22 protein-coding genes and 1 pseudogene are annotated in these 24,617 nt (G+C 51.8%); 6 read left to right on the top strand and 17 right to left on the bottom strand.

Annotation, left to right across the window (positions count from 1 at the left end; translation table 11 throughout):
• Positions 1-7 precede the first annotated feature (7 nt).
• The 5 genes from BZG79_RS01685 (at position 8) to yacG (ending at position 3,756) form a co-directional block, all read left to right on the top strand.
• On the top strand, positions 8-1,225 hold the full coding sequence (locus tag BZG79_RS01685; protein WP_108743215.1) for a type II secretion system F family protein: 1,218 nt from the start codon (positions 8-10) through the stop codon (positions 1,223-1,225).
• A gap of 72 nt (positions 1,226-1,297) precedes the next feature.
• The gene (locus BZG79_RS01680) at positions 1,298-2,167 is read left to right on the top strand and encodes an A24 family peptidase (protein ID WP_077459854.1); all 870 of its coding nucleotides are present in this window, start codon (positions 1,298-1,300) and stop codon (positions 2,165-2,167) included.
• Positions 2,167-2,781, top strand: a complete 615-nt coding sequence (gene coaE / locus BZG79_RS01675; protein WP_077645787.1) for a dephospho-CoA kinase — start codon at positions 2,167-2,169, stop codon at positions 2,779-2,781. The genes BZG79_RS01680 and coaE overlap by 1 nt, the downstream gene beginning before the upstream one ends.
• 23 nt (positions 2,782-2,804) lie before the next feature.
• Complete coding sequence (gene zapD, locus BZG79_RS01670; protein ID WP_021022609.1) at positions 2,805-3,545, top strand: cell division protein ZapD; 741 nt, start codon at positions 2,805-2,807, stop codon at positions 3,543-3,545.
• 10 nt (positions 3,546-3,555) lie between these two features.
• The gene (yacG, locus tag BZG79_RS01665) at positions 3,556-3,756 is read left to right on the top strand and encodes a DNA gyrase inhibitor YacG (protein WP_021022610.1); all 201 of its coding nucleotides are present in this window, start codon (positions 3,556-3,558) and stop codon (positions 3,754-3,756) included.
• Positions 3,757-3,882: 126 nt separating this feature from the next.
• On the opposite strand, the gene mutT is transcribed toward yacG, so the two are convergent.
• Positions 3,883-4,278 (bottom strand): 8-oxo-dGTP diphosphatase MutT, encoded by a 396-nt coding sequence (gene mutT, locus BZG79_RS01660; RefSeq protein WP_077773592.1) that lies wholly within the window; start codon positions 4,276-4,278, stop codon positions 3,883-3,885.
• A 63-nt stretch (positions 4,279-4,341) separates the two neighbouring features.
• Positions 4,342-7,074, bottom strand: a complete 2,733-nt coding sequence (secA, locus tag BZG79_RS01655; RefSeq protein WP_021022612.1) for a preprotein translocase subunit SecA — start codon at positions 7,072-7,074, stop codon at positions 4,342-4,344.
• A gap of 482 nt (positions 7,075-7,556) precedes the next feature.
• Between secA and BZG79_RS01650 the strand changes: the two genes are divergently transcribed.
• Positions 7,557-8,015, top strand: coding sequence for a DciA family protein (locus BZG79_RS01650; RefSeq protein ID WP_021022613.1), 459 nt, complete (start codon positions 7,557-7,559; stop codon positions 8,013-8,015).
• 132 nt (positions 8,016-8,147) lie between these two features.
• Here the strand turns inward: BZG79_RS01650 and lpxC are convergent, their stop codons facing one another.
• The 15 genes and pseudogenes from lpxC to mraZ form a co-directional block, all read right to left on the bottom strand.
• Complete coding sequence (gene lpxC / locus BZG79_RS01645) at positions 8,148-9,065, bottom strand: UDP-3-O-acyl-N-acetylglucosamine deacetylase (RefSeq protein ID WP_025744297.1); 918 nt, start codon at positions 9,063-9,065, stop codon at positions 8,148-8,150.
• A gap of 117 nt (positions 9,066-9,182) precedes the next feature.
• Positions 9,183-10,355: a cell division protein FtsZ gene (gene ftsZ, locus BZG79_RS01640; RefSeq protein WP_077773591.1), complete on the bottom strand. Its 1,173-nt coding sequence runs from the start codon at positions 10,353-10,355 to the stop codon at positions 9,183-9,185.
• Between the two features lie 33 nt (positions 10,356-10,388).
• Positions 10,389-11,645 carry a cell division protein FtsA gene (ftsA, locus tag BZG79_RS01635; RefSeq protein WP_077459858.1) on the bottom strand — a complete coding sequence of 419 codons (1,257 nt, stop codon included), beginning with the start codon at positions 11,643-11,645 and terminating at the stop codon, positions 10,389-10,391.
• A 12-nt stretch (positions 11,646-11,657) separates the two neighbouring features.
• Positions 11,658-12,428, bottom strand: coding sequence for a cell division protein FtsQ/DivIB (locus BZG79_RS01630; RefSeq protein ID WP_199877507.1), 771 nt, complete (start codon positions 12,426-12,428; stop codon positions 11,658-11,660).
• 224 nt (positions 12,429-12,652) lie between these two features.
• On the bottom strand, positions 12,653-14,110 hold the full coding sequence (murC, locus tag BZG79_RS01625) for a UDP-N-acetylmuramate--L-alanine ligase (RefSeq protein ID WP_077773590.1): 1,458 nt from the start codon (positions 14,108-14,110) through the stop codon (positions 12,653-12,655).
• Between the two features lie 10 nt (positions 14,111-14,120).
• Positions 14,121-15,182: an undecaprenyldiphospho-muramoylpentapeptide beta-N-acetylglucosaminyltransferase gene (murG, locus tag BZG79_RS01620; protein ID WP_021022619.1), complete on the bottom strand. Its 1,062-nt coding sequence runs from the start codon at positions 15,180-15,182 to the stop codon at positions 14,121-14,123.
• A gap of 103 nt (positions 15,183-15,285) precedes the next feature.
• Positions 15,286-15,957: pseudogene (locus BZG79_RS01615) on the bottom strand (FtsW/RodA/SpoVE family cell cycle protein); the annotation flags it as partial.
• On the bottom strand, positions 15,954-17,288 hold the full coding sequence (murD, locus tag BZG79_RS01610; protein ID WP_077773588.1) for a UDP-N-acetylmuramoyl-L-alanine--D-glutamate ligase: 1,335 nt from the start codon (positions 17,286-17,288) through the stop codon (positions 15,954-15,956). The gene murD and the pseudogene BZG79_RS01615, both read right to left, overlap by 4 nt.
• A gap of 2 nt (positions 17,289-17,290) precedes the next feature.
• Positions 17,291-18,373, bottom strand: a complete 1,083-nt coding sequence (gene mraY, locus BZG79_RS01605) for a phospho-N-acetylmuramoyl-pentapeptide-transferase (RefSeq protein WP_077459863.1) — start codon at positions 18,371-18,373, stop codon at positions 17,291-17,293.
• Positions 18,373-19,740 (bottom strand): UDP-N-acetylmuramoyl-tripeptide--D-alanyl-D-alanine ligase, encoded by a 1,368-nt coding sequence (gene murF / locus BZG79_RS01600; RefSeq protein ID WP_077773587.1) that lies wholly within the window; start codon positions 19,738-19,740, stop codon positions 18,373-18,375. Before murF ends, mraY begins: the two co-directional genes overlap by 1 nt.
• Positions 19,737-21,203 (bottom strand): UDP-N-acetylmuramoyl-L-alanyl-D-glutamate--2,6-diaminopimelate ligase, encoded by a 1,467-nt coding sequence (gene murE / locus BZG79_RS01595; protein WP_199877505.1) that lies wholly within the window; start codon positions 21,201-21,203, stop codon positions 19,737-19,739. The genes murF and murE overlap by 4 nt, the downstream gene beginning before the upstream one ends.
• Positions 21,196-22,962 carry a penicillin-binding transpeptidase domain-containing protein gene (locus tag BZG79_RS01590; RefSeq protein ID WP_021022625.1) on the bottom strand — a complete coding sequence of 589 codons (1,767 nt, stop codon included), beginning with the start codon at positions 22,960-22,962 and terminating at the stop codon, positions 21,196-21,198. Before BZG79_RS01590 ends, murE begins: the two co-directional genes overlap by 8 nt.
• Positions 22,959-23,288 carry a cell division protein FtsL gene (ftsL, locus tag BZG79_RS01585; RefSeq protein WP_077459866.1) on the bottom strand — a complete coding sequence of 110 codons (330 nt, stop codon included), beginning with the start codon at positions 23,286-23,288 and terminating at the stop codon, positions 22,959-22,961. Before ftsL ends, BZG79_RS01590 begins: the two co-directional genes overlap by 4 nt.
• 3 nt (positions 23,289-23,291) lie before the next feature.
• The gene (gene rsmH / locus BZG79_RS01580) at positions 23,292-24,242 is read right to left on the bottom strand and encodes a 16S rRNA (cytosine(1402)-N(4))-methyltransferase RsmH (RefSeq protein WP_021022627.1); all 951 of its coding nucleotides are present in this window, start codon (positions 24,240-24,242) and stop codon (positions 23,292-23,294) included.
• 16 nt (positions 24,243-24,258) lie between these two features.
• On the bottom strand, positions 24,259-24,617 hold a 359-nt coding region (gene mraZ, locus BZG79_RS01575; RefSeq protein ID WP_108743213.1), incomplete at its 5' end, for a division/cell wall cluster transcriptional repressor MraZ.

Genomic DNA, 24,617 nt, shown 5'->3' with positions numbered 1-24,617 from the left:
AATGATCATGGCCAAGCAAACGTTATTCGTCTTTCATTGGCGTCAAGCCGTGCCGTTTGGGCGACACCAGAAAGGCCAAGTATTTGCGTATTCTGAGCACGATGCCCGCCAGCAACTCGCCGGCCAAGCTATCTTGCCAACACGCTTAATACGTCGACGCCTTTCTAGCTGGCAACAACGCCAGCACAAAGCCAAAGCGGCCGATATTACCCAGTTTTCACGCGAACTCACTACCTTGTTAGAGTCTGGCATCCCGATTGTTCAGGCACTCAACCTGATAGAAGAGAATCAAGTCAAAGCAGAAATGCGCTTGGTGGTTCGCTACCTTCGTCAACAACTAGAAGCTGGCACCAGCTTAAGCACGGCCTTGGCGCAAGCCAGCCCCCTATTTGATCGCTTTTACTGTGATCTGGTCGCCACCGGCGAACAAACCGGTCAACTTCCTTTGGTATTTGCTCGCCTTGCACTATATCGGGAAAAACAAGCCTTGCTGCGCAGTAAGGTGATGAAAGCCATGATTTATCCCACCATCGTCGTCAGTGTTGCGCTCGGTGTTAGCACTTACTTACTTTTGTTCGTGATCCCAAAATTTAAGCAGATTTTTGACTCTTTTGGTGCGCCCCTACCTTGGCTCACACGGCAAGTGCTGGCATTGTCTGATTGGATGACCACCCATGCGCCGACCATTGCCGCTATCTTGATTGTCCTGATGTTATCGCATAAATGGCTACAACGGCATCACCCGCGCTATCGGTACCACTATCACCGCTGGCTACTTAAACTGCCTATCATCGGTGAGGTGCTGAGCAAAGCCTGTATCGCGAAGTTTTCCCGCACACTGGCCACAACCTTTAGCGCTGGGATCCCACTGATCTCCGGACTTAAATCGGCAACCAATATTCTCACCAACGACTATTATGCACACGGACTCATTCGAGTGTCTGCACACACAGCTACCGGGATCCCGCTCTATCAAGCGTTACGTGAAAGTGGCCGTTTTCCCAATATGATGACGCAAATGATCATGATTGGTGAAGAGTCTGGCGCGTTAGACACCATGCTTAATCGGGTGGCAGTGATTTACGAGGAAGAGGTTGATAACACCGTCGATAGTCTGGGTAAGATCATTGAGCCACTGCTGATTTTAGTACTCGGATTACTCATTGGTGGCTTGGTGGTTGCCATGTACCTTCCTATTTTTAATCTGATGTCCGTTCTCGGCTAAGCCAAGATAGAGTCTCGATACGTAACGCGCTATGATTCGCGCACAACAAGCAACAAGTAATAAGCAGGTGTCATGTTGGTGTTCTCCTCCCCGTTTTTTATCGTGATAGCCGGCCTGCTGGGTCTGGTTTTTGGCAGCTTTTTAAACGTGGTGATCGCCCGTTTACCGACAATGATGGAACGCCAGTGGCGCCAAGAATGCCGGCTTAGCTTTCCTGACGCCAATATCGATGCGCCAGACGACACGCGCTTTGATTTAAGCTTACCCGCTTCGCATTGCCCACATTGCCACACAGCGATTGCTTGGTACGACAATATCCCGCTGATTAGCTGGCTCGCGTTAAAAGGCCACTGCCGGCATTGTCAAACCCGGATCAGTAAGCGGTATCCGTTAATTGAGCTGATGGGTGCCCTCGTCTGCATACTGCCCGCTTGGCTGATCACCTCACCTGGTTGGGCCATCGCAGTGATGGGCGCAAGCCTGACATTACTTGCGCTGACGATGATCGACTGGGACACCATGCTGCTCCCCGATCAAATCACGTTGCCGCTTCTTTGGGCCGGGATCGCACTCGCACTCATCGGCGTCAGCCCAGTATCATTGGCAGACAGCGTAACAGGCGCCATGATTGGCTACCTCAGCCTTTGGAGCTTATTTTGGACATTCAAACTGATCACTGGCAAAGAAGGCATGGGCTACGGTGATTTTAAGCTTTTTGCTGCCTTGGGCGCTTGGGTGGGCTGGCAAGCGTTACCCCTGTTAATTTTAATGGCCTCCATGAGCGGGGCCGTTGTCGGCGCGCTATGGCTTCGTTCTCAGCGGCAAGGTATGCAACATGCGTTTGCCTTTGGCCCTTTCATTGCCACGGCTGGCTGGCTAAGTCTGCTTTGGGGCGATAGCCTGTTACACTGGTATCTGTCACACATTTTAGGAGTCATCTAATGGCATGGGTAGTCGGATTAACCGGCGGGATTGGTAGCGGTAAAACCACAGTAGCGGACCGGTTTGCCGCAAAAGGGATCGATATTGTCGATGCTGACGTGATTGCACGTGAGGTAGTAAAACCTGGCAGCCAAGGGCTGGATGCGATTGTGGCGCGCTTTGGTGCGTCGGCATTAAATCATGATGGTAGCCTGGCGCGGGCGTGGCTTCGTGAGCGTGTATTTAGCCAACCAGACGACAAGCAATGGCTTGACGATTTACTCCACCCGTTGATTCGTACCCGCATGATTCAAGCTTGCGCCGACGCGCAATCTCAGTATTGTTTGCTTGTCGTGCCCTTATTAGTAGAAAATAACCTGATGACATTAGCCGATCGCATCCTTGTGGTGGATGTTGACCCGGCCACCCAGATAACCCGAACCTTGGCGCGCGATCAGGTCAGCCAACAACAAGTTCAGGCAATCTTGGCCGCGCAAGCCAGTCGTCAACAACGCCTCGACGTGGCTGATGACGTGATCGACAATACCCACACGGAGGCGGAACTTGATCGACAAGTTGATGCCTTACACCACACGTATTTAACCTTGGCAACCCAGGCAAACGCCGGTGTATAGCCGGACAGGATAGCTCAACGCTTATGACCAGCCTCACTGTGTATGAACACCCACTCAATGAACAGGTGCGTATTTATTTGCGCCTGGAGTACCTGCTCGACCAACTGGACGAAGTGAGCGGCCTTTCAGCACCCTGCCACCATATTCAATTTTTCCGCAGTTTATTCGATTTATTGGAAATTTTAGAGCAGGTGCAAGTAAAAGCAGACTTAGCCAAGGATTTGGATAAACTGAAGAAAAAGCTCAACGCATGGGCAAACGTACCGCAAGTGGATCAAACCCAGCTGAATCAGCTACTCGATCAGGTGGCCGCGCACCAACGTTCGGTGCTCCAAGCCAAACGCTTTGGTCAGCCACTGCGGGAAGATCGCTTCTTAACCAGCATCAAGCAACGCTTCTCGATTCCCGGTGGCAGTTGCAGTTTTGATTTGCCCGTTTTCCATTATTGGTTGCATCAGCCGCTCGCGGCCCGGCAAAATGCGATTCAAACTTGGATGGCTACCCTATCGCCGCTGCGTGATGCACTCGCTTTTTGGCTGCAACTAACACGCGAAAGCGCACACGGCGGCACCGCAACAGTAAAACAAGGGTTTTATCAACAAGAAGCCGATGGCGCTTGTTTAATTCGGCTAAAACTGGCACCGGATCTGGGCGTGTATCCTTTGGTATCAGGCCATAAAAACCGCTTCGCCATCCGGTTTATGCCATTTGACGATGATCATGAGGTCGCCGACAATATGCCTGTTCATATCAGTGTCTGTTAAGGAGAAGTACGTGAGTAATACCCCCACTGTGGTGAAATGCCCGACCTGTCAACAGCCTGTGGTTTGGGGAGAGGTGAGTCCACACCGTCCATTTTGTAGTAAACGCTGTCAACTGATCGATTTAGGCGAGTGGGCCAGTGAAGAAAAAGCCATCCCCGGTGCACCTGATATCTCGGATGATGACTTGTGGTCAGAAGAGCAGCCCGACTGAGCAGGCTGCATTCACTTCACTGAGCAGGCTGCGCTCACTTCGCGTAGCAAACTGTATTAACACAATAGCGAGCGTCCTTCGCCCCGCTCGCGTGTGAGTCTTGGTGTTAGTGCTAGTGCAACCGAGTCAAAATCGGGCGTGAATTTTCTCAAGTACGGCGTCATTCGCGTCTGGAAACGTATAGTTATCCAGCTCAGCGATAGGCGCCCAAATCCCCTCTTGGCCTTCACAACCAGCCGGCTCACCATCAAAACGACACACTAAGAAAAAATCTAAGCTCAAGGCTTTGTCTGGAAAATCAAAGTCTAACGAAATAAACGGACTGACCTCGGTGGCATCAATACCCACTTCTTCTTTGAGTTCACGGAGCAGAGCGCGTTTAGGCGTTTCACTGCCTTCAATTTTCCCGCCCGGAAACTCCCACTTTCCTCCTTGGTGGGCCTGATCGTGACGACGTGTAATAAACACCTGATCTTGTGCCGAATTGACAATAATGCCCGCGGCAATACTTACCCGTTTCATGCACTCTCCTAATAATAAAAAAAGGCCGCGAAAACGGCCTTTTTGCTAACACAGGGTCAGGGGCTAGATTCTACCGTGACACTGTTTAAATTTCTTCCCTGATCCGCAAGGACAAGGCTCGTTTCGGCCAACTTTTCGCCCATCACGTACCACGGTTTCGTTGCCGCTGTCGTCACGTTCAGCGCTTTCACCATCATCAAACTGGTTTTCAGCCTGTGCATGATTAACCTGTTGCTGACGCGCCGCTTTCTCAGCACGTGCTTGACGTTCAGCTTCCATGCGCTCAACGTCGTCAGGCTGTTGAACACGAACACGACTCAAAGCGGTCACGACATCGGTTTTTAGTGCATCTAACATGCCTTCAAACAGCTCAAACGACTCGCGCTTATACTCTTGTTTCGGGTTTTTCTGGGCATAGCCACGCAAATGAATGCCTTGACGCAGATGATCCATCGCCGCCAAGTGCTCTTTCCAAAGGGTGTCGAGCGTTTGTAGCATGACCGCCTTTTCAAAGTTACGCAGCGTTTCCGCACCAACGGCTTCTTCYTTACCTTTGTACACCTCAATTAAGGCAGTCAGAATACGTTCACGCAGCAACTCTTCGTAGAGCTTGTCATCTTCATCCAACCATTGTTGAATCGGCAGCTCGATATCAAAATCGGCTTTTAAGCGCTTCTCAAGCCCAGCAATATCCCACATTTCTTCTAACGACTGTGGCGGAATATATTGGTTAACAATGGTATTAACCACGTCTTCGCGGTTGTGCTCAATCATCTCACTGATGTCATTTGAGACGAGCAATGCATCACGCAATTCATAAACCACTTTACGCTGATCGTTGGCGACGTCATCGAACTCAAGCAGCTGCTTACGAATATCAAAGTTACGGCCTTCAACTTTGCGCTGCGCATTCTCAATCGCTTTGTTAACCCAGGGGTGTTCAATCGCTTCCCCTTCAGCCATCCCGAGGCGCTTCATCATATTGGACACCTTCTCTGATGCAAAAATGCGCATCAGTGAGTCGTCCATGGATAGATAAAAACGGGTTGAGCCCGGATCACCTTGACGTCCGGCACGACCACGTAATTGGTTATCAATACGACGCGATTCGTGACGTTCGGTACCAATGATGTGTAGGCCGCCGGCTTCAACCACTTGGTCGTGCAGCTGTTGCCATTTTTCTTTCGCCGCTTCCACTTGGGCATCGGTGGGGTTTTCGACATCACCGAGAACCTGTTTCCAGCTTCCGCCCAGAACAATATCCGTACCACGGCCCGCCATGTTGGTCGCAATGGTGACTGCGCCTGGATAACCGGCTTGCTCCACAATATCCGCTTCGTGCGCGTGAAACTTCGCATTCAGTACCTGGTGCTTAATGCCATCTTTGTTAAGCGCATCAGACAACAGCTCAGACTTTTCAATCGATACCGTGCCCACCAATACAGGCTGACCGGCTTTTGCACGTGCTTTGATGTCTTCGGCAATCGCGACAAACTTTTCTTTCTCGGTCATATAAACCTGATCCGCATGGTCTTTTCGCACCATCGGACGGTTGGTGGGGATCACAACGGTATCGAGTCCATAAATCGACTGGAACTCGAACGCTTCAGTATCAGCGGTCCCGGTCATGCCTGAAAGCTTATCGTAGAGACGGAAAAAGTTCTGGAAGGTAATCGAGGCCAGCGTTTGGTTCTCGTTTTGGATTTTCACCCCTTCCTTGGCTTCTACGGCTTGGTGTAAGCCTTCAGACCAGCGACGACCTGGCATAGTGCGGCCAGTGTGCTCATCAACAATGATGATCTCGTCGTCTTTAATGATGTAGTCAACATCACGCTCAAACAAAACATGCGCGCGCAGGGCGGCATTAATGTGATGGATAAGGCTGATGTTGGCAGGCGAGTAAAGGGTATCATCCTCTCCCATCAAGCCGTTTTTCTTCAGCAAGTCTTCAACAAACTCTTGACCGTTTTCGGTCATGTAAACCTGCTTCGCCTTTTCATCGACCGTGAAATGGCCATCACCTTGATAATCTTCGGTGTCTTCTTCTGCTTGCTGCTTTAAGCTCGGAATCAAGGCATTAATGCGCTGGTACATTTCGGAGCTATCTTCTGCCGGCCCCGAGATAATTAATGGCGTTCGCGCTTCATCAATTAAGATGGAATCGACCTCATCGACGATAGAGAAGTAGCGATCACGCTGAACGCGGTCTTCGGCGCGAAACGCCATATTGTCACGCAAATAATCAAAACCGAATTCGTTATTGGTGCCGTACAGCACATCGCACGCATAGGCGGCTTTTTTGGCCTCTGGCGGCATATTCGGTACATTGACGCCAACCGTCATCCCTAGAAACTCGAACAAAGGACGGTTGGTTTCAGCATCACGCTCGGCCAAGTAATCATTGACGGTGATAATGTGAACCGACTTGCCGGTTAACGCGTTCAGGTAGGAAGGCAGGGTCGCCGTAAGCGTTTTACCCTCACCGGTACGCATCTCGGCAATTTTGCCGTTATGCAGCACAATCCCACCAATCATCTGCACATCAAAATGGCGCAGACCGAAGACACGCTTCGAGGCTTCTCGTACTGTTGCAAAGGCTTCTGGAATAAGATCATCCAGTTCAGCGCCTTGATCTAAGCGCTCGCGGAACTCAACGGTTTTAGCTTTTAGCGCATCGTCGTTCAACGCTTCAAATTGGGGTTCGAGTTTGTTGATTTCATCAACAACTTTTCGCAGCCGACGCAAGGTGCGGTCATTTCGGCTTCCGATAACTTTAGTCAGGACTTTCGATAACATGGCGTTGCCGGTACTCTTTTTAATGGTCTTCCCACATGGGCGGCCGCTACACTGCCACTCTGTTGGCGTGTTTCAGTTCAACGCGGGTTGGCTTAAGCTCATCGATTCAACATGAGATAACAAGGCTTATCTCTTTTAACTGGAGCCAAATCGGACAGAATTCAAGGGCGATCACGCCGCTTCACAACAATTTCCACGTAACTGATAATGTGATAGGCGGAATGGAAAAAGGTTCTCCCTTATCGCCGTACCCATGCGACACTTACCTGTGAATGATTCGCGCACTGTATATTGTACTCCCCCAGCAATCCCTAATTGATCAAATGGGTTAGCTTACATGCTGGGGTCACGCATGTATGATAAGGTAAAATAGTCTCACATCCTATGACAAATCTAGGACTCAAGGGATCAATTAGCGAAAATTAGACGCTGTGCGCCCGTTCCCACACCGAATTGATGACAAAAAAGGCAGTTATTGTGCTATGAGAGACCATCGTCCTCGCTCAACGCTACACCTGCTAGAGAGCGACTCCAACAACATTGCCCAACGGGCGGTCGAGCTTGCCAAGCTAAACAAGCTGATCTTAGCATTGTTGCCCGGTGAAACCTCAAAGGCATGTCGCGTTGCCAATTATCGTGATGGCGTATTAGTGATTGAAGTAGGTAGCGCCGCTTGGGCCATGCGGCTTAACTATGAGCGTCAGCACCTGCTCTCGGTGTTACGCACCAAAGGCCTCGCGAGCTTGACGACCATTGAGGTGAATATTAATCCAGCATTAGCCGCCGCGGACAGAACAGACCACGAGAAGGCCCCTTCTCGTCATCTTAGCCAAGCCTCTGGCGAGTTGCTTCGCGCGTTAGGGGAAGGCGCTTCCCCAACATTAAAAGCACGATTTGAAGCATTAGCTAACCTGGCCCATGATCAAAAAAAGCCAGAGTAAACTCCGGCTTTTTTATCTTAATCGAGTATTTGGTTACGATGCCTAGCGGTTAGGCTTCATACCGCTTTCTGTCAGCGGTCACACCATCTGGTGGCGTATACGCAAGTAGTAGCTTATGCGCAAGGATATCGCTTAGGCCAATACCATTCCCGGTTCAGCAAATGCCACAGGAGAGGTTTCAGTCTCTTCAAATGTGACCCACTCCCACGCTTCTTGATCGGCCAACACCGCACGTAACAGCTTGTTGTTTAAGGCATGGCCTGATTTGTAGGCGCGCATTTCACCAAGAATACTGTGTCCACACATGTACAAGTCACCAATGGCATCCAAGACTTTGTGCTTAACCAGTTCATTGTCAAAACGTAGGCCGTCTTCGTTCAAGATGCGATAATCATCCAGAACAATCGCGCAGTCAAAGCTGCCACCCAAACACAAGTTTTGTGACTGCAAGTATTCGATATCACGCATAAAACCGAAGGTTCGCGCGCGGCTCAAATCTTTAATAAAAGATTGACTTGAGAAGTCGAGCACCAAGTTTTGTTGCTCCGATTCAATCGCCGGATGGTCGAATTCGATGGCAAAGTCGAGACGGAAGCCATTATAAGGCAACAGTTCCGCCCACTTATCATCGTCTTCAATGCGAACAGGCTTTTTGATACGAATGAATCGTTTTGGCGCATTTTGGACATCGATACCCGCAGACTGCAGCAAGAAAATAAACGGGCTTGAACTGCCATCCATAATCGGGATTTCTGGCGCATTCACTTCGATAATGATGTTATCGATACCCATTCCTGCTATTGCAGCACTGAGATGCTCAACGGTTGAGATGCGAACACCCGCGTCATTCACTAAGGCGGTGCACAGCATGGTGTCGCGCACATCCTCRGGGTTGGCCGGAAAATCAACCGGCGGCTCCATGTCAGTGCGACGATAAATCACACCGGTGTTGGCAGGAGCCGGACGCAGAGTAAGCGTAACCTTACGCCCAGAGTGGAGACCCACACCAGTCGTTTGGACCATACTTTTCAATGTTCGCTGTCTAATCATCGGCTTATCTCAACTTTTTCTCAAAAAAGTGTGCTCTGCGTCACTCATTACCCTGTCACCTTAGACAAGGGGAGCGAGATGGTAGCACATCACTGGCTACAAACCAAGCAATTGCGATCAGTCAGCTTGTTTACGCAAAAACGCAGGAATATCGAGATAATCATGCTCAGTCTGCGATTTTGGTGCTGCATTCGATGAAGCAGCTGGCTGCTCTTTCGCCGCTGGGTTTGAACTTGCCGCCTGAGGTTTATCCTGCAAAGGCTGTGCCTTTTTAGGCTCGGCTTTTGCTTGCCCAGACTGTGCATTGGTGACCAAGGTAATGTCTGGCTTACGTTCGTTGCCAATCCCGGTCGCCACCACAGTCACTCGCAGCTCGTCGCTCATTTCTGGATCCATCGACGTTCCGATCACCACAGTGGCATTGTCTGATGCAAATGCTTTGACGGTGTTACCCACAGTCTCGAACTCATCAAGACGCATATCAAAGCCTGCTGTAATGTTGACTAGCACACCACGCGCACCCGCCAAGTCGATGTCTTCAAGAAGTGGGCTAGAAATTGCCATCTCTGCCGCTTCTTCAGCACGATCTTCGCCCGTTGCAACACCACTGCCCATCATTGCGTGTCCCATTTCTGACATCACAGTGCGTACGTCAGCAAAGTCGACGTTAATATGGCCAGGGCGTGTGATCAGTTCTGCAATCCCTTGTACGGCATYGCGTAACACATCGTTCGCCTTCGCAAAGGCATCCAGCAAGGTAATGCCGCGACCTAGCACCTTAAGCAATTTTTCGTTGGGAATCGTAATCAGCGAGTCAACTTGCTTTGACAGCTCTTCGATTCCTTGCTCGGCAAACGCCAGTCGCTTTTTACCTTCGAAGCTGAAAGGTTTGGTGACCACAGCAACGGTCAGAATCCCCATTTCTTTCGCGATTTCCGCGATAACAGGCGCTCCCCCGGTGCCGGTACCACCGCCCATTCCGGCTGCGATAAATACCATATCGGCACCTTCGAGCTCAGCTTTAATCGCATCGCGATCTTCGAGTGCTGAATCACGCCCAACTTGCGGATTTGCCCCCGCGCCAAGTCCTTTGGTGATATCACCGCCAATTTGAATGACCGTGCCGACACTGCTTTTCCGTAGTGCTTGGGCATCCGTATTAATGCTAATAAAGTCAACCCCTTCGATTGACTCACGCACCATATGTTCAACGGCGTTACCACCGCCACCGCCAATGCCGACGACCTTAATCACCGCATCGTCAGACATTTCCATCATCGGTTCAAACATGAGTTCTCTCCGTCCTTCCTGTTCGCATCAGGGTTAAAATTCTTTCTTAAACCAGCTACTCAGCGTCTTAATCCAGCTAGCCACAGCCCGCTTTTGTTCTGGTTCACTCGTTTCTGTCAGCAAGCTTTCTTTACCGTAGTGTAAAAGCCCAACCGCGGTTGCATAGCAAGGCGCTTGTACATAATCAGTCAGTCCCGTGACATTGGCTGGCTGTCCAACACGCACTTGGTTTTGGAACACGCGTTCCGCGCATTCAACCAGCCCGTGCATTTGTGATGCCCCGCCAGTAAGCACTATTCCAGCTGCCATTTGATGTTTCACACCATCGCTACGCAGTTTTTCTTGAATGGCGACTAATTTTTGATTCACCAGCCCCAACAATTCTGAACAACGCGGCTCAATCACTTCAGACAAGGTTTGTCGCTGTAACGTCCGCGACGGGCGTCCACCCACGCTCGGCACATTGACTTTTGCATCCTTATTCACCAGCTCACTCAATGCACAGCCATATTTCACTTTAATGTCTTCTGCATCCGCCAGTGGGGTGCCAAAGGCATAGGCTATATCGCTGGTGATCACATTGCCCGCATAAGGAATGACCTCAGCATGCCGAAGTGCGCCGCCGGTCCAAACTGCAAGATCCATGGTGCCGCCGCCAATATCGACCACGCACACGCCGAGCTCTCGTTCATCCGGCGTGATCACCGCATGGCTCGCTGATAGCCCGGAGAAAATCAATTGATCGACTCTAAGACCACAACGCTCCACGGCTTTCTCAATATTTTTCGCGGTATCATTGTGACATGTGATGAGGTGCACACTGGCTTCCATCCTTACGCCAGATAGGCCGAGCGGATTTTTGATCCCTTCTTGGTAATCGATTTTGTATTCTTGCGGGATCACATGCAGCACGCGCTGCTCATCACTGATTTTGACCGACTTTGCGGTATGAATCACGTTGTCTATATCGTCTTGGGTAACCTCTTCATCCGAAATTGTCCCCATGCCTCTCTCAGTTTGGCAGTGAATGTGCTTTCCTGACAAAGAAAGATAGACAGAACTGATTTGGCAATCGGCCATCATCTCTGCTTCATTCACCGCACGCTGAACAGATTTAACCACAGATTCTAAGTCGTTAACGCCACCCTTATCCATGCCGCGTGATGGGCTGCTGCCCACACCCAGTACGTTGATGGTGCCGTCTGGCAGTACTTCACTGACCAGAGTAGACACTTTGGACGTCCCAATATCGAGCCCAACTATCAGTGACTTATCTGTCGTTTTATTCATTCACACCATCTCTTAATCTTGGCTATTCGCGGGGCCTGTTTCGCTTTTCCAGCCAACGGCCGCGCCCGTGTCATAACGCAAATCTACATAGGCAATTGTTTTATCTTGCGCACTGATCCGCGGGTATAACGCGACCAAGCGAGCAAGCCGTTCTTGCCGGGCTGTCCGCCCTAACTCAATCCGTACGCCATCTCGTGTCACGATACGCCAAGACCGACGTTTATTCAGTGACAGCGCTTGTATCGATAAACCAATTTTCCGCAGTTTCTTTTCCAGTTCACGACTCGTCGCCAGCACTTCTTCGGCTGAGCCGGGTGTGCCATGTAGCGAAATTAACGATTTGTCAGCCACATCACTGGGTGAACCATCAAAAACCTCACCGCTTGGTGTGAGCAACTTTTGCCCGTTCCAAATCGCACTCGCGCGATATTCAGTGATGTGCACCTTCAAGGTATCCGGCCATTGCTTTCTCACGGCCACATGCTTCACCCAAGGCAGAGCCTCAATGCTGCGCTGGATGCTATCCACATCCTGCAGCATAAAGCTCTTTAACTCGCCCACTGACAACACCGCCTCTCGGACTTGCGTCGCTGTCACGTAAGTCTGATCGCCTTCGAGCATCAGTTGCGATAAGGGGAGCTGCTGCTCATCACTCATCCAATCAATCACACGAGCTAGACCAAAGAGCATCAGGATAATAACCCCAATTAAAAACGCGAGTGATGCGCTTTTTTGGCGATCCAGCTGCACCATTCCTTGCACTCGTGTAAGGGCATTAACCATGCTCATACCTATCTTATCGCCTTGTGTCGATGCTACTTGACACTCATCGCGAAAAAACCGACTGATTATAGCGATCCCGCGCCAAGCACTCCAACACAGATATGCATTTTCATACATAAGCTGGGATCTATTGCGCGCATTTTGGCTCCTGAACGCGATAAAAATCTATTTTTTGGTCACCAAGAGCGCAATTGCGCGCCGTTTTTACGTTGCCAACTTGTGTTTTATTGTGCCATTTCAGCCTTGTCTAGCTGTTTTGCCGCTAAGTTTTTCGCTACTTTACCAATATCTCCCGCCCCTTGTGTTAAAACCAAGTCATTCGCTTGAATAACATTGGCGAGCGCGGAGGGTAAGGCGTCGGCATTCGGCACAAAAATCGGGTCCAGCTTGCCGCGAGCGCGAATGCTACGACAAAGACTTCTCCCATCGGCTCCCGCAATCGGGGTTTCACCAGCCGCATACACATCTAGCATCAGCAACACGTCGACTTTTTCCAACACGTTGGCAAAATCATCATAAAGATCGCGCGTACGACTATAGCGATGTGGCTGAAAAATCATAACCAAGCGATGGTTTTGCCAGCCAGCGCGTGCGGCTTTAATCGTGACATCCACTTCGCTAGGGTGATGGCCGTAATCGTCCACCAGCAAGGCAGCGCCGTCATCGACCGGGAACTCGCCAAGTTGATCGAAACGGCGTCCCGTCCCGGCAAAATTAGCAAGGGCTCGTAAAATAGCGTCGTCGTCCACCCCGTCTTCGGTTGCTACCGCAATCGCTGCTGCCGCATTCAGGGCGTTGTGCTGGCCTGGCGTATTCAAGCGAATGGTCAAGGTTTCGCGGCCAGGGCGTGTCACTTTAAAAATGCCACATTGCCCATGTTGCTGGTAATCATGTAAACATACATCCGCATCCTGCGAGAACCCATAGGTGATCACTTGACGACCAATCGACGGAATTAACTCGCGAACCACGGGATCATCAATGCACACCACCGCTAAACCATAGAACGGCAGATTATGGAGAAAGTCGATAAACGTCTGTTGCAGTTTTGCGAAACTACCGCCATAGGTATCCATGTGATCCGCTTCAATATTGGTCACAATGGCGACCATAGGCTGCAAGTGTAAAAACGACGCGTCGCTCTCATCCGCCTCTGCAATCAAATAACGACTGCTTCCCAAACGTGCATTGGTGCCCGCACTTTTTACTAACCCGCCATTCACGAAAGTGGGATCCAGGCCTGCCTCAGAAAAGATCTGCGTTACCATCGCGGTCGTGGTGGTTTTGCCGTGGGTGCCGGCAACGGCAATACCATGCCGGTAGCGCATTAATTCGGCAAGCATTTCTGCCCGTCTGACCACCGGGATCCGTAAAGCTTTTGCCGCTTCAACTTCCGGGTTGTCAGCTTTAATCGCTGTTGATACCACCACCACACTGGCTTGTTCTATATGGCTCGCTTGATGACCGATAAAGATCTGCGCCCCCATGGATGCCAATCGCTCCGTGACGATATTCTGTGCAAGATCCGAGCCGGTTATTTGGTAACCTTCATTAATCAGCACCTCAGCAATACCGCACATGCCTGCACCGCCAATCCCGACAAAATGGATCCGCTTGACCCGGCGCATTTCCGGGATCATGGCGCGAAGTTTTTCCAGCTGCTGATTATCCAATTTACCCATTATCTATTCTCTATGTGTTTGCGTGTGCGGTAATAGCATCCGCAACGCGGGCATCTGCATCAATAATGGCAGCGTCACGCGCCGCCGTCGCCATCGCTAACAGGCGGTGGCGGTCTAACCGATTGATTGTTTCCGCCAGTGACTGGGCGGTCAGTGATGGCTGCTCAATCATTAAAGCCGCACCACGGGAGACTAAGTAATCACCGTTGAGTGCTTGTTGCCTATCTGCATGCATAAAGGGGACAAAAATCGCCCCAACGCCAGCCGCCGCTAATTCAGACACGGTAAGCGCGCCGCTTCGACAAATTACCACATCGGCCCAAGCGTAAGCCTCGGCCACGTCATCAATAAATTCGCTCACATCAACATCGACCATTCCGGCGTGTTGATAAGCGGAAAGCGTCTTTTCCGCATTATTTTTTCCGGCTTGATGACGCACCGTCACCGACTGTTCTAGCCGTGGCATTGCCTCAGGCACCGTTTGATTGAGGATACGTGCGCCTTGACTGCCCCCCATCACCAAAATACGTAGTGCACCTTGACGGTCTGCGAATCGTTGCGCGGGATCCGGGAGGTCACACACGTCTCGACGTACGGGATTCCCAACCACCGGCTGCCCATCAAACGCGCCCGGGAAGGCTTGCAACACTTGCTTGGCAACTTTGGCTAACCACTGATTGGTCAGCCCCGCCACGGCATTTTGCTCATGAAGGATCACTGGCACACCACTTAACCAAGCGGCGATTCCGCCTGGGCCACTGACATAACCGCCCATGCCCAACACCGCATCGGGTTTGACACGTTTAATCACTTGGCGTGCCTGCCAAATGGCACTGACAATCATCCAAGGGGCTCGTAGCTTGCGCATCAGTCCGGATCCAATCAAGCCTTTGACACGAATAAATGCGATCTCGATACCATATTTGGGAACGAGTTCGGCTTCCATGCGATCAGCGGTACCGAGCCAACAGATTTCCCATCCCTGCTTTTCTAAAAACTTGGCGACCGCAAGGCCGGGAAATACATGACCACCGGTCCCGCCTGCCATCACTAATAATCGTTTTTTAGTCATGTTTATGATCTTTACCTTGATAAGGGGTTTTTTGGTGCGCTTGAGACGTCGCTAAGCGGTATTCGTGATCAATGCGCAGTAACAAGGCCACCGCGACTGCCATAATCCGATAGGGTTCAGCAATGATTAAGCCCGCGACCAAGGTCAGGCCCGTCATCAACAAGGCGATAAACTGCCACAATTTTGCCCCAGCCATAAACAACATGCCCACGGTGGTCACAAACATCACCACCACTGAGCCTAAATCTGGTTGAATCAGCAACAACCCCGCAAACAGCAGCAACACAGCCAGCGGCTTGGCAAAACCACGGAAATGTTCACGGACTTCACCATGGCGGCGCACCAGATACCCGGCTAAAAAGACAAATAAAGATAACTTGGCAATCTCCGCCGGTTGGATATTGATCCCCGCGATAGAAATCCATCGTACCGCGCCATTGACCGAGCGACCCACCACCAACACCGCCAGCAAGAGAATCGATGAGATCAATAACATGTAGCCACTGTAGCGCTGCCAAAGTTTGACAGGGATATACATCACCGCCACCGCCGCCAACATGGCAACCAGCAAATAAAAGGCATGGCGTTTGGCAAACAAAAAGGGGGCATCCGCCAGTCGTAATCCAACCGGGAGCGAGGCTGAGGTGACCATGACAAGGCCAATAACCATTAGGAGCAGAGACGTCCACACCAATTGGCGATCGTACAGTCCCCCCGGCGATGGCGTTCGGAGCCACTGCCAACAATATTTGGGGAATGCACGCACTGCTGTCATAACGGCCTCGCGATAACAGATTCTACGCCGGCAACAAACGCCTGACCACGAGCGGCAAAGTTAGTAAATTGATCCAAACTTGCACACGCTGGCGACAGCAATACCATGTCGCCTTTCGTTGCAGCCGTTGCCGCGGCATCGATGGCGTTTTGCAGGGTATCAAAGCACTGTGCCGACGCGTCCAGTGCGGCCAATTGGGCTTGATCTTTACCAAAACAGTAAAGCCTGACAGGTAACTTGGCGAGTGCAGGCTGCAACACACTAAAGTCGGCGCCTTTACCCTCTCCGCCTACTAACAAGTGTAAGTAACCGCTCACTTCAAGACCATCAAGCGCCGCTAACGTACTGGCAACATTGGTGGCTTTGGAGTCATTCACCCAGATCACACCTTGGTGCTCAGCGACTTTTTGACAACGATGTGCCAGTCCAGTGTATGTGCGCAGCGCGGTGATTTGAGCGGGCTGGCTCATCCCGACACTATCAGCCAATGCCATGGCCGCGAGGCTGTTTGCTACATTATGGCGACCAACAAGACTCAGTGAGGACACCGGTAGCACAGGCTTTCCTTGCGCCGATAACCACGCTTGCCCATCGTCAGTGCACAAACAGTAATCGCCCTGGCTAAAGCCAAACAAACACATGTCGGCATCAATCTGTGTCTGTGCGTCATCTGCATTGCCGATCAAGGTAGTTGCATGGGTAAAAATACGACATTTCGCCGCCCGATAATCCGCCAAGCTTTGATACCTGTCCATGTGATCTTCTGAGAAGTTCAAGAAGGCGGCGCCTTGAAGGGTCAATGACTTAGTGGTTTCCAATTGAAAGCTGGACAGCTCTAACACATAGAGGTCGTGGCCTTTGTCGAGCAAATCCAGTGCCGCCACGCCGATATTACCGCCCACGCCCACATTAATGCCGTCAGCTTTCGCCATTTCTCCCACCAGCGCCGTGACCGTACTTTTGCCATTTGAACCGGTAATCGCCACTGCGGGCTTATCGCAGTACCAAGCGAAGAGTTCAATATCACCAACAATGGGCGTGCCCGCGGCATGAACAGGCGCCAAGACGGGGGTGGCAAGCGAGATACCAGGATTAATCACCACCAAGTCAGCTGACGCCAGCCATGCCGAATGCCAACTTCCCGTATGTCGTGCGACCGTCTCTGGCAGCTGCGCCTCTCCAGGAGGGGATTGGCGCGAATCCATCACGCGGATCATGGCGTCAGGATGATGGCGAGCAATAAAGTTCACCACTGAGAGGCCGGTGATCCCCAGCCCCATCACCACGATATGCTTAAACTCGGTTAATGTGCGGTGGCCTGGTTGCGTCATGGTTAACGGACCTTCAAGGTGGCGAGGGCAATCAACACCAGCATCAAAGAAATAATCCAAAACCGTACGATCACCCGAGGCTCTGGCCAGCCTTTCAATTCATAATGGTGATGAATCGGCGCCATACGGAAAATCCGTTGTCCCCGCAGTTTGTACGAGCCTACCTGCAAGATCACTGAGATGGTTTCCATCACGAACACCCCGCCCATGATGATCAATAGCAATTCTTGACGGACCAGCACGGCGATCGTGCCCAATGCACCGCCCAACGCCAGTGAGCCCACATCGCCCATAAAAACTTGCGCCGGATAGGTGTTGAACCACAAAAAGCCCAGCCCCGCGCCAACAATGGCGGCGCAAACCACAACCAGTTCACTGCTGTATTCGATATACGGAATATGCAGGTAGCTGGCGAAATTGACGTTACCGGTCGCCCAAGCAATAAAGGCGAAGCCGCCGGCAACCATCACGGTTGGCAAAATGGCCAAGCCATCTAAGCCATCAGTAAGGTTCACCGCATTGCTGGTTCCCACGATGACAAAGTAAGTGAAGACAATATAAAACAGACCAAGCTGGGGCATCACGTCTTTAAAGAAAGGCACCACCAGTTGTGTCGCCGCGGTGTCATTGCCATGGGCGTAGAGCGCGAACGCCACCCCGAGTGCGATCGCAGATTGCCAAAAGTACTTCCAGCGGGCGACTAATCCATCGGTATTTTTACGCACTACCTTGCGGTAGTCATCAACAAAACCAATCGCACCGTATCCCAGTAGCACGACCATCACAGCCCACACATAGGGGTTGGATAAATCGGCCCACAACAAAACGGTTAAACTAATGGCAGCAACAATTAAGACCCCGCCCATCGTCGGCGTACCGCGTTTGCTAAAGTGAGATTCGGGGCCCTCCTCGCGAACAACTTGACCAATCTGCATCGACTGTAAACGTCGAATCAGACGTGGGCCGGCCCAAAGCGAGAAAACCAATGCCGTCAGTGCACTAACAATGGCGCGAAATGTCAGGTATTCAAACAAGCGCATTGAGGGTAAAAGGTTTTGTAGTACTTCCGCTAGCCATAAAAGCATTAGCAAGCCTCCTTGATTGCGGTGACAACCGCTTCCATCGCCATCCCTCGGGCGCCTTTAATCAGTATCGTGTCAGGTGTTTGTGTTTTTATCATGGCTACTACGTGCGCAATCAGCGCCTCTTTACTGTCAAAATGATCGCCGCCACAGCGTTCGCTGATCACACGGCTATCGCGTCCGGTCGTGAAGACACGGTTAACGGCAGCTTGCGCCGCATGCTCTCCAACTTCACGGTGCATTTGCTCACTGTACTCGCCCAGCTCTGCCATATCACCGACGATCAACCAACGCTCACCTGGATAGCTGGCTAAAACATCAATGGCAGACTTCATCGCTGGGACACTGGCGTTATAGGTATCATCAATCAGCCGTAACCCTGGGCGAGGCTCACTCACTTGTGTGCGTCCTGCGACGTTTTCTACCGACTCAAGCCCAGTCACGACATCCACCAGACTCACGCCGGGTAACTGCATCGCCGCACAACCGGCCATTAACGCATTGATAATATTGTGCTTGCCCGGTAGCGGCAGCATCACCGACTGTTGGCTCTGTCCGTCACTCAGCGTGAGCTGATAACAGCCCGCGGTTGTCAGGGCACTATCAATCAAGGTCAGGGGGGCGGCTTGCGTGTCTGTTACCGCAATCACCTGCTTATCTGCCAGGACGTCACCCCATGTATCACCACCGTGGCTACCCTGATTCACCAACGCTATCCCGCCTTCGGGCAGCCCTTGATAAATTTCGCCTTTGGCAACAGCCACTCCCTCTAATGAGCCGAACCCTTCGAGATGGGCCGCGGCTAAGTTAGTGACCACGGCAATATCAGGCTTGACCAATGATGTGGTATAAGCAATTTCACCAATATGGTTAGCGCCGAGTTCAATCACCGCATAGTAGTGTGCAGGAGTGAGTCGAAACAACGTCAGCGGGACACCAATATCATTATTGAAGTTACCGGCAGTCGATAACGTGGATCCTTTCTGTGCCAGGATCGCCGCCAACATTTGTTTGACTGTGGTCTTACCGCAGCTCCCCGTGATCGCAATGGTCGGCACCTGGCATTGCTGTTTGACCCAAGCGCCTAACTGACCGAGGGCAAGGCGTGTATCGTCCACCAGCAATTGGGGTATATCAATGTTCAACTGGCGCGAAACCACCATCGCGGCGGCGCCTGATGCTTTTGCCTGCTCAGCAAAATCGTGGCCATCAAAACGGTCACCTTTAAGCGCGACAAACAGTGCCCCCGCGCGCAGCTCACGCGTATCGGTGGTAATGGCATCGATCGGCGGCGTGCCCGACGCGTGATCGGCATAATACACAGTGGCTCCTATCGCATTCGCCAATGTGCTGAGGGTTGTCCGAATCATGATAACTCCTTGAGTCGCGCCGCGACCGTCTCGCGGTCAGAGTAATGCACCTTGCCATGCGCGAGCACTTGATAGTCTTCATGGCCCTTGCCCGCCACCAAGACAATGTCGTCGGCTTGCGCTTGCTCGATGACCTGCGTCACCGCTTGAGCGCGGTCATGCTCTACCCGTACACGTTCGGGGTTTTGCAGCCCCGCGAGCATATCTTGCGTGATCGACTCAGGGGCCTCACCGCGAGGGTTATCATTGGTCAACACCACCTTGTCAGCATGCTGTTCAGCCACTCTGGCCATCACCGGGCGTTTACGCGTATCACGATCGCCGCCACAGCCAAATACACACCAAAGTGCGCCGTGGCAATGACGTCGTAAGGCCAGTAGTGCTTTCTCAAGCGCATCGGGCGTGTGAGCATAGTCAACCACCACGGTCGGTTTGTCAGGCGCAAGAAAAACCTCCATGCGCCCCACAACCGCTTGTAGCTGCTGACTACTCGCCAACAAGGTTGATAACGAATAACCCAGCCCCAGCAAGGTCGCCAGGCTCACGAGGAGGTTGCTGACATTAAAATCACCCACTAACTCTGCATACATGTCACCCTGGCCCCACGAGGAGTCAATACGAACACAGACCCCCTCGGTGGTGTAGGTCACCGACTGTGCCAGTACATACCGGCCGGCGTGAGCACTTAATGCGTCGGGCTGCATGGCGACGGCAATCGCGTCAGGCCATTGCTGGAGCCAAGTGCGCCCCACGGCATCGTCAGCGTTTATCACTTTGAGCGGAGAGCCCAAATCAAACAATTGTTTTTTCGCCGCCGCATAAGCGTCTAAGGTGCCGTGATAGTCGAGATGATCATGGCTTAAATTAGTAAACACAGCCGCATCCAATGCCAGGCTCGCGACTCGTCCTTGGACTAAACCATGTGAAGACACTTCCATCGCGACATGGCGTGCACCTTGCTGCGCAAACGCCGCAAGCTGGGCTTGAATACCAATGGCATCGCCCGTGGTGTTTTCCGCCGCTTCTAATTGGCCAATAAAGCCATTGCCAGTGGTGCCCATCACCGCGGTCCGCTCACCTAAGGCATCTAACCACTGTGCAATCAATTGGGAGACTGTGGTTTTACCATTGGTGCCGGTCACGCCAATCATGCCTATGTGCTGTTGCGGGTGCTGATAAAAACGCGCGGCTAATGCCGATAAGGAAGCAGGTAAAACGCATAAACTGATGAGCGGCACATTCTGATGCCACTGCACAGCATTTTGCTCCGCTTGCTGCACCACAGCCACAGCACCGGCCTGAATCGCGGTATCGATAAACTGGCGACCATCAACTTGGTGGCCTTTTATCGCCACGAATACATCACCTTGACGGATTTTGCGGCTATCTAAGGATAGGTGCCGTACCGGCATCGAGGGCACATCCGCCAGCCAAGGGCTCAGCCATTGGTTTAAATCATTCATCGCCATTCACTTCATTTGCATGCTTTGCCACTTGCAACGCCGGACCCGTACCGGCATCCGGTGCAATGTTTAAAATCTGGAGTGCGCTTTTCATCACGCTCGAAAACACAGGTGCCGCGACCTGCCCCCCATAATATTTGTCGCCTTGCGGCTCGTTGATCACCACCACCATGGCCAGCTTAGGATCGCTAATGGGTGCCAGCCCCGCGGTGTAACCAATATATTCGTCGCCATAGCCACCGGCGACAGCGACTTTCGCGGTCCCGGTTTTGGCGCCAACGCGATAGCCATCAACCGCGGCACGACGCGCACTGCCGCCTTCTTGGGTCACCCCTTCCAACATTTGCAGGACTTTATAGGCATTTTCGCGCGAGGCAACTTGCTTACCTTCTGTGACGCCTTCACGCTTTAAAATGCTCAGTGGTCGATTAATGCCCAGCGACCCTAGCGTGGCATAAGCACGCACAAGCTGAGTCGGTGTCACCGATAATCCATAGCCAAAGGCTAGCGTGGCACGTTCAAAATCTGACCAACGACGCCGAGAGGGGAAATGGCCCACTGATTCACCAACCAGCTCAACGCCCGTACCGGTGCCGAGCCCAAAGCTGCCATATTGACCTAATAAGGTCTCTACAGGCATGGCTAATGAGAGTTTACTCACACCGATATTACTGGATTTTTTGAGAATACGCGCAAGGTTAGCTTTGCCGACTTTAGAAACATCACGCACTCGACTGCCACCGATTTGCATAATGCCGTTGCCGGTATCTATTACGGTGTCCATATCGGCAACACCGTTTTCTAACGCAGTGAGTACCACAAAAGGCTTCATGGTTGAGCCCGGTTCAAACACATCAGTAATCGCGCGATTACGCATGTTAAAGCTTTTGAGTGAGCTACGATTATTGGGGTTATAGGAGGGGGCGTTGACCATGGCCATCACTTCACCGGTCTTCACGTCCACCATCACCAAAGAGCCCGAGGTGGCGCGGTAATCGGCGACGGCTTGTTTGATAGCACGATACGCAATGGCTTGAAGACGCTGATCGATGCTCAGCGTCAGCGACTGGCCTTCTTTTTTATCTTCGGTGGCAATATGCTCCACGACACGGCCAAATCGGTCTTTACGCACCGTGCGTTTACCATGCTCACCCGCTAACCAATCATCAAATCGGCGTTCGATCCCTTCTAAACCATGGCCGTCAATCCCAGTCATCCCAACAAGGTGTGCACTGACTTCCGCACTGGGATAAAAGCGGCGTGACTCAGCTTTTAACCCTATGCCAGGTAACTCAAGCTTATCAACGTACGCTGCCATGGCTGGGCGAACTTGACGTTGCAGATAAATAAAACGCCGCTGCCGATTAGCCTGAATTTTATCAATCAAGGCTTGCCGATCTAACCCCAAAACATCCGCAAGCGCATGCCAGCGATCGACATTTTTTAATCCTTGGTGTTTGAATACCGTCACCGGATCCGCCCACACGGCTTGAACGGGCACACTGATCGCGAGTGCCTCACCTTGACGGTCGGTGATCATGCCTCGCGCGGAAGGAACCTGCTCTGTTCGTATCGAACGCAGATCCCCTTCGTGGCGTAACCGATCGGGCTCAATCACTTGGATATAAGCGGCGCGCGCCACCAAGGCAGCCAAGGCTAAGCCAATAAATACGCAGACAAGACCAAAGCGCCACTGAATCAATACCGGTGGCGCTTTGGGTGTACGGCGATTAGTTGACTTAGTAGAACGTTTTTTCACCGGTCGTTACTCAAAGGTCGCGTTACAATCACTTCGTTCTCACTGGTGGGACGAATCATGTCAAAAGACTGACGCGCCACGGATTCCACATGGCTATGTTCAGACAACGCATTTTCCTCTAACAATTGATTGCGCCACTCCACTTCAAGGGTTTCACGTTGCTCTAATAGCGCGTCCTGTTTGGCAATCAAATTACGCGTTGATTGGGTCATAGATACCACGGCAATCGCCGAAACCAATACCGCCAGCAGTAACCCTAATGGCAACTTCCCGATTGCCAATACATCCTGGCCTATCTGCTTAGCGAGGCTTGGGCGCGGTTTCATGCGTTATCCTAACTTTTCCGCCACGCGTAATACCGAGCTTCGCGCCCGGGCGTTATGCGCCACTTCTTCCGCGGACGGTTTAATCGCCTTGCCAATCGGCTTCATTGCCGCCGAACCGAGCTCGGCAATCTGTGCTTCGGTCAAAGGCACCCCTTTGGGCACATCCGGTCCTTTACTTTGCTTACGGATAAAGCGCTTGACCATGCGATCTTCTAACGAGTGAAAGCTAATCACTGATAAGCGTCCACTCGGGGCTAAACTGGCGAGCGCGCCTTGCAGTGCTTGCTCGATTTCATCCAGCTCACTGTTGATGTAAATGCGAATCGCTTGAAAGCTACGTGTCGCAGGATGCTTTTTCTTCTCTCTAAACGGCACCGCGTGATCAATCAGCTTGGCAAGCTGATTGGTCGTGGTCAGCGCAGGTGCTTCTTCATCTTCTCGGTGACGAACAATGGCATTGGCAATCCGGCGCGCAAAACGCTCTTCGCCGAACACTTTTAATACCCAAACAATATCATCGACACTGGCGGTTTCTAACCACTGTGCGGCCGACTGGCCGGTGCTCGGATCCATACGCATATCAAGCGGGCCATCATGCATAAAACTGAAGCCACGGCTAGGGTCGTCAAGCTGGGGCGAAGACACGCCCAAATCAAGGAGGATCCCATCGACCTTTTCCGCTAGCCCACGCTCACTGAGGTACGACGCTATCTCAGAAAACGGGCCATGAATAATCTGGAAACGCGGATCATCGATGGAATTTGCCTCTTCGATCGCGCGTGGATCGCGATCGATAGCATACAGGCGACCGTTATCACCCAATTGCGACAAGATATGGCGCGAGTGACCGCCGCGACCAAAAGTACCATCGACATAGATGCCATCGGGTTTAATCGCAAGGCCGTCCACTGATTCATTTAATAGGACGGAAACATGGGTATATTGTTCTGACATACATTCACTTCATTATTTACAATGAGAGGTCTGCTAACCGCTCACTGAGCATCGGGGTTGATTCCGCCTGTGTGTCCATATCCTGGCGAATTTGTGCCTGCCACGTCTGCTCGTCCCAAATCTCAAATTTGTTGAGTTGGCCAACCAGCATCGCTTTGCCGTCTAACCCGGCATATTGGCGCAAGGTCGCAGGCAGTAATAAGCGACCTTGTCCGTCCATTTCACAGTCAAACGCATGGCCAAGTAATAAACGCTGCAGGCGTCGCTCTGCAGGTTGAAAGCTGGATAACTGCGATAACTTCGCCTCAATCACTTCCCATTCCGGGACCGGGTACAGCGCCAAGCAAGGAAGTTGGTGATCGATCGTGCACACAA

It is taken from the genome of Salinivibrio sp. MA427 (assembly GCF_001996115.1).
GTDB lineage: Bacteria > Pseudomonadota > Gammaproteobacteria > Enterobacterales > Vibrionaceae > Salinivibrio > Salinivibrio costicola.
This window is presented reverse-complemented; position numbering and strand designations above follow the sequence as displayed.

Excerpts from the sequence above, each read along its gene's own strand:
- BZG79_RS01685 (WP_108743215.1), top strand. The coding sequence starts at position 8 with ATGGCCAAGCAAACGTTATTCGTCTTTCATTGGCGTCAAGCCGTGCCG.
- BZG79_RS01680 (WP_077459854.1), top strand. The coding sequence starts at position 1,298 with ATGTTGGTGTTCTCCTCCCCGTTTTTTATCGTGATAGCCGGCCTGCTG.
- coaE (WP_077645787.1), top strand. The coding sequence starts at position 2,167 with ATGGCATGGGTAGTCGGATTAACCGGCGGGATTGGTAGCGGTAAAACC.
- zapD (WP_021022609.1), top strand. The coding sequence starts at position 2,805 with ATGACCAGCCTCACTGTGTATGAACACCCACTCAATGAACAGGTGCGT.
- mutT (WP_077773592.1), bottom strand. The coding sequence starts at position 4,278 with ATGAAACGGGTAAGTATTGCCGCGGGCATTATTGTCAATTCGGCACAA.
- BZG79_RS01650 (WP_021022613.1), top strand. The coding sequence starts at position 7,557 with ATGAGAGACCATCGTCCTCGCTCAACGCTACACCTGCTAGAGAGCGAC.
- ftsA (WP_077459858.1), bottom strand. The coding sequence starts at position 11,645 with ATGAATAAAACGACAGATAAGTCACTGATAGTTGGGCTCGATATTGGG.
- BZG79_RS01630 (WP_199877507.1), bottom strand. The coding sequence starts at position 12,428 with ATGGTTAATGCCCTTACACGAGTGCAAGGAATGGTGCAGCTGGATCGC.
- murC (WP_077773590.1), bottom strand. The coding sequence starts at position 14,110 with ATGGGTAAATTGGATAATCAGCAGCTGGAAAAACTTCGCGCCATGATC.
- murG (WP_021022619.1), bottom strand. The coding sequence starts at position 15,182 with ATGACTAAAAAACGATTATTAGTGATGGCAGGCGGGACCGGTGGTCAT.
- murD (WP_077773588.1), bottom strand. The coding sequence starts at position 17,288 with ATGACGCAACCAGGCCACCGCACATTAACCGAGTTTAAGCATATCGTG.
- mraY (WP_077459863.1), bottom strand. The coding sequence starts at position 18,373 with ATGCTTTTATGGCTAGCGGAAGTACTACAAAACCTTTTACCCTCAATG.
- murF (WP_077773587.1), bottom strand. The coding sequence starts at position 19,740 with ATGATTCGGACAACCCTCAGCACATTGGCGAATGCGATAGGAGCCACT.
- murE (WP_199877505.1), bottom strand. The coding sequence starts at position 21,203 with ATGAATGATTTAAACCAATGGCTGAGCCCTTGGCTGGCGGATGTGCCC.
- ftsL (WP_077459866.1), bottom strand. The coding sequence starts at position 23,288 with ATGAAACCGCGCCCAAGCCTCGCTAAGCAGATAGGCCAGGATGTATTG.
- rsmH (WP_021022627.1), bottom strand. The coding sequence starts at position 24,242 with ATGTCAGAACAATATACCCATGTTTCCGTCCTATTAAATGAATCAGTG.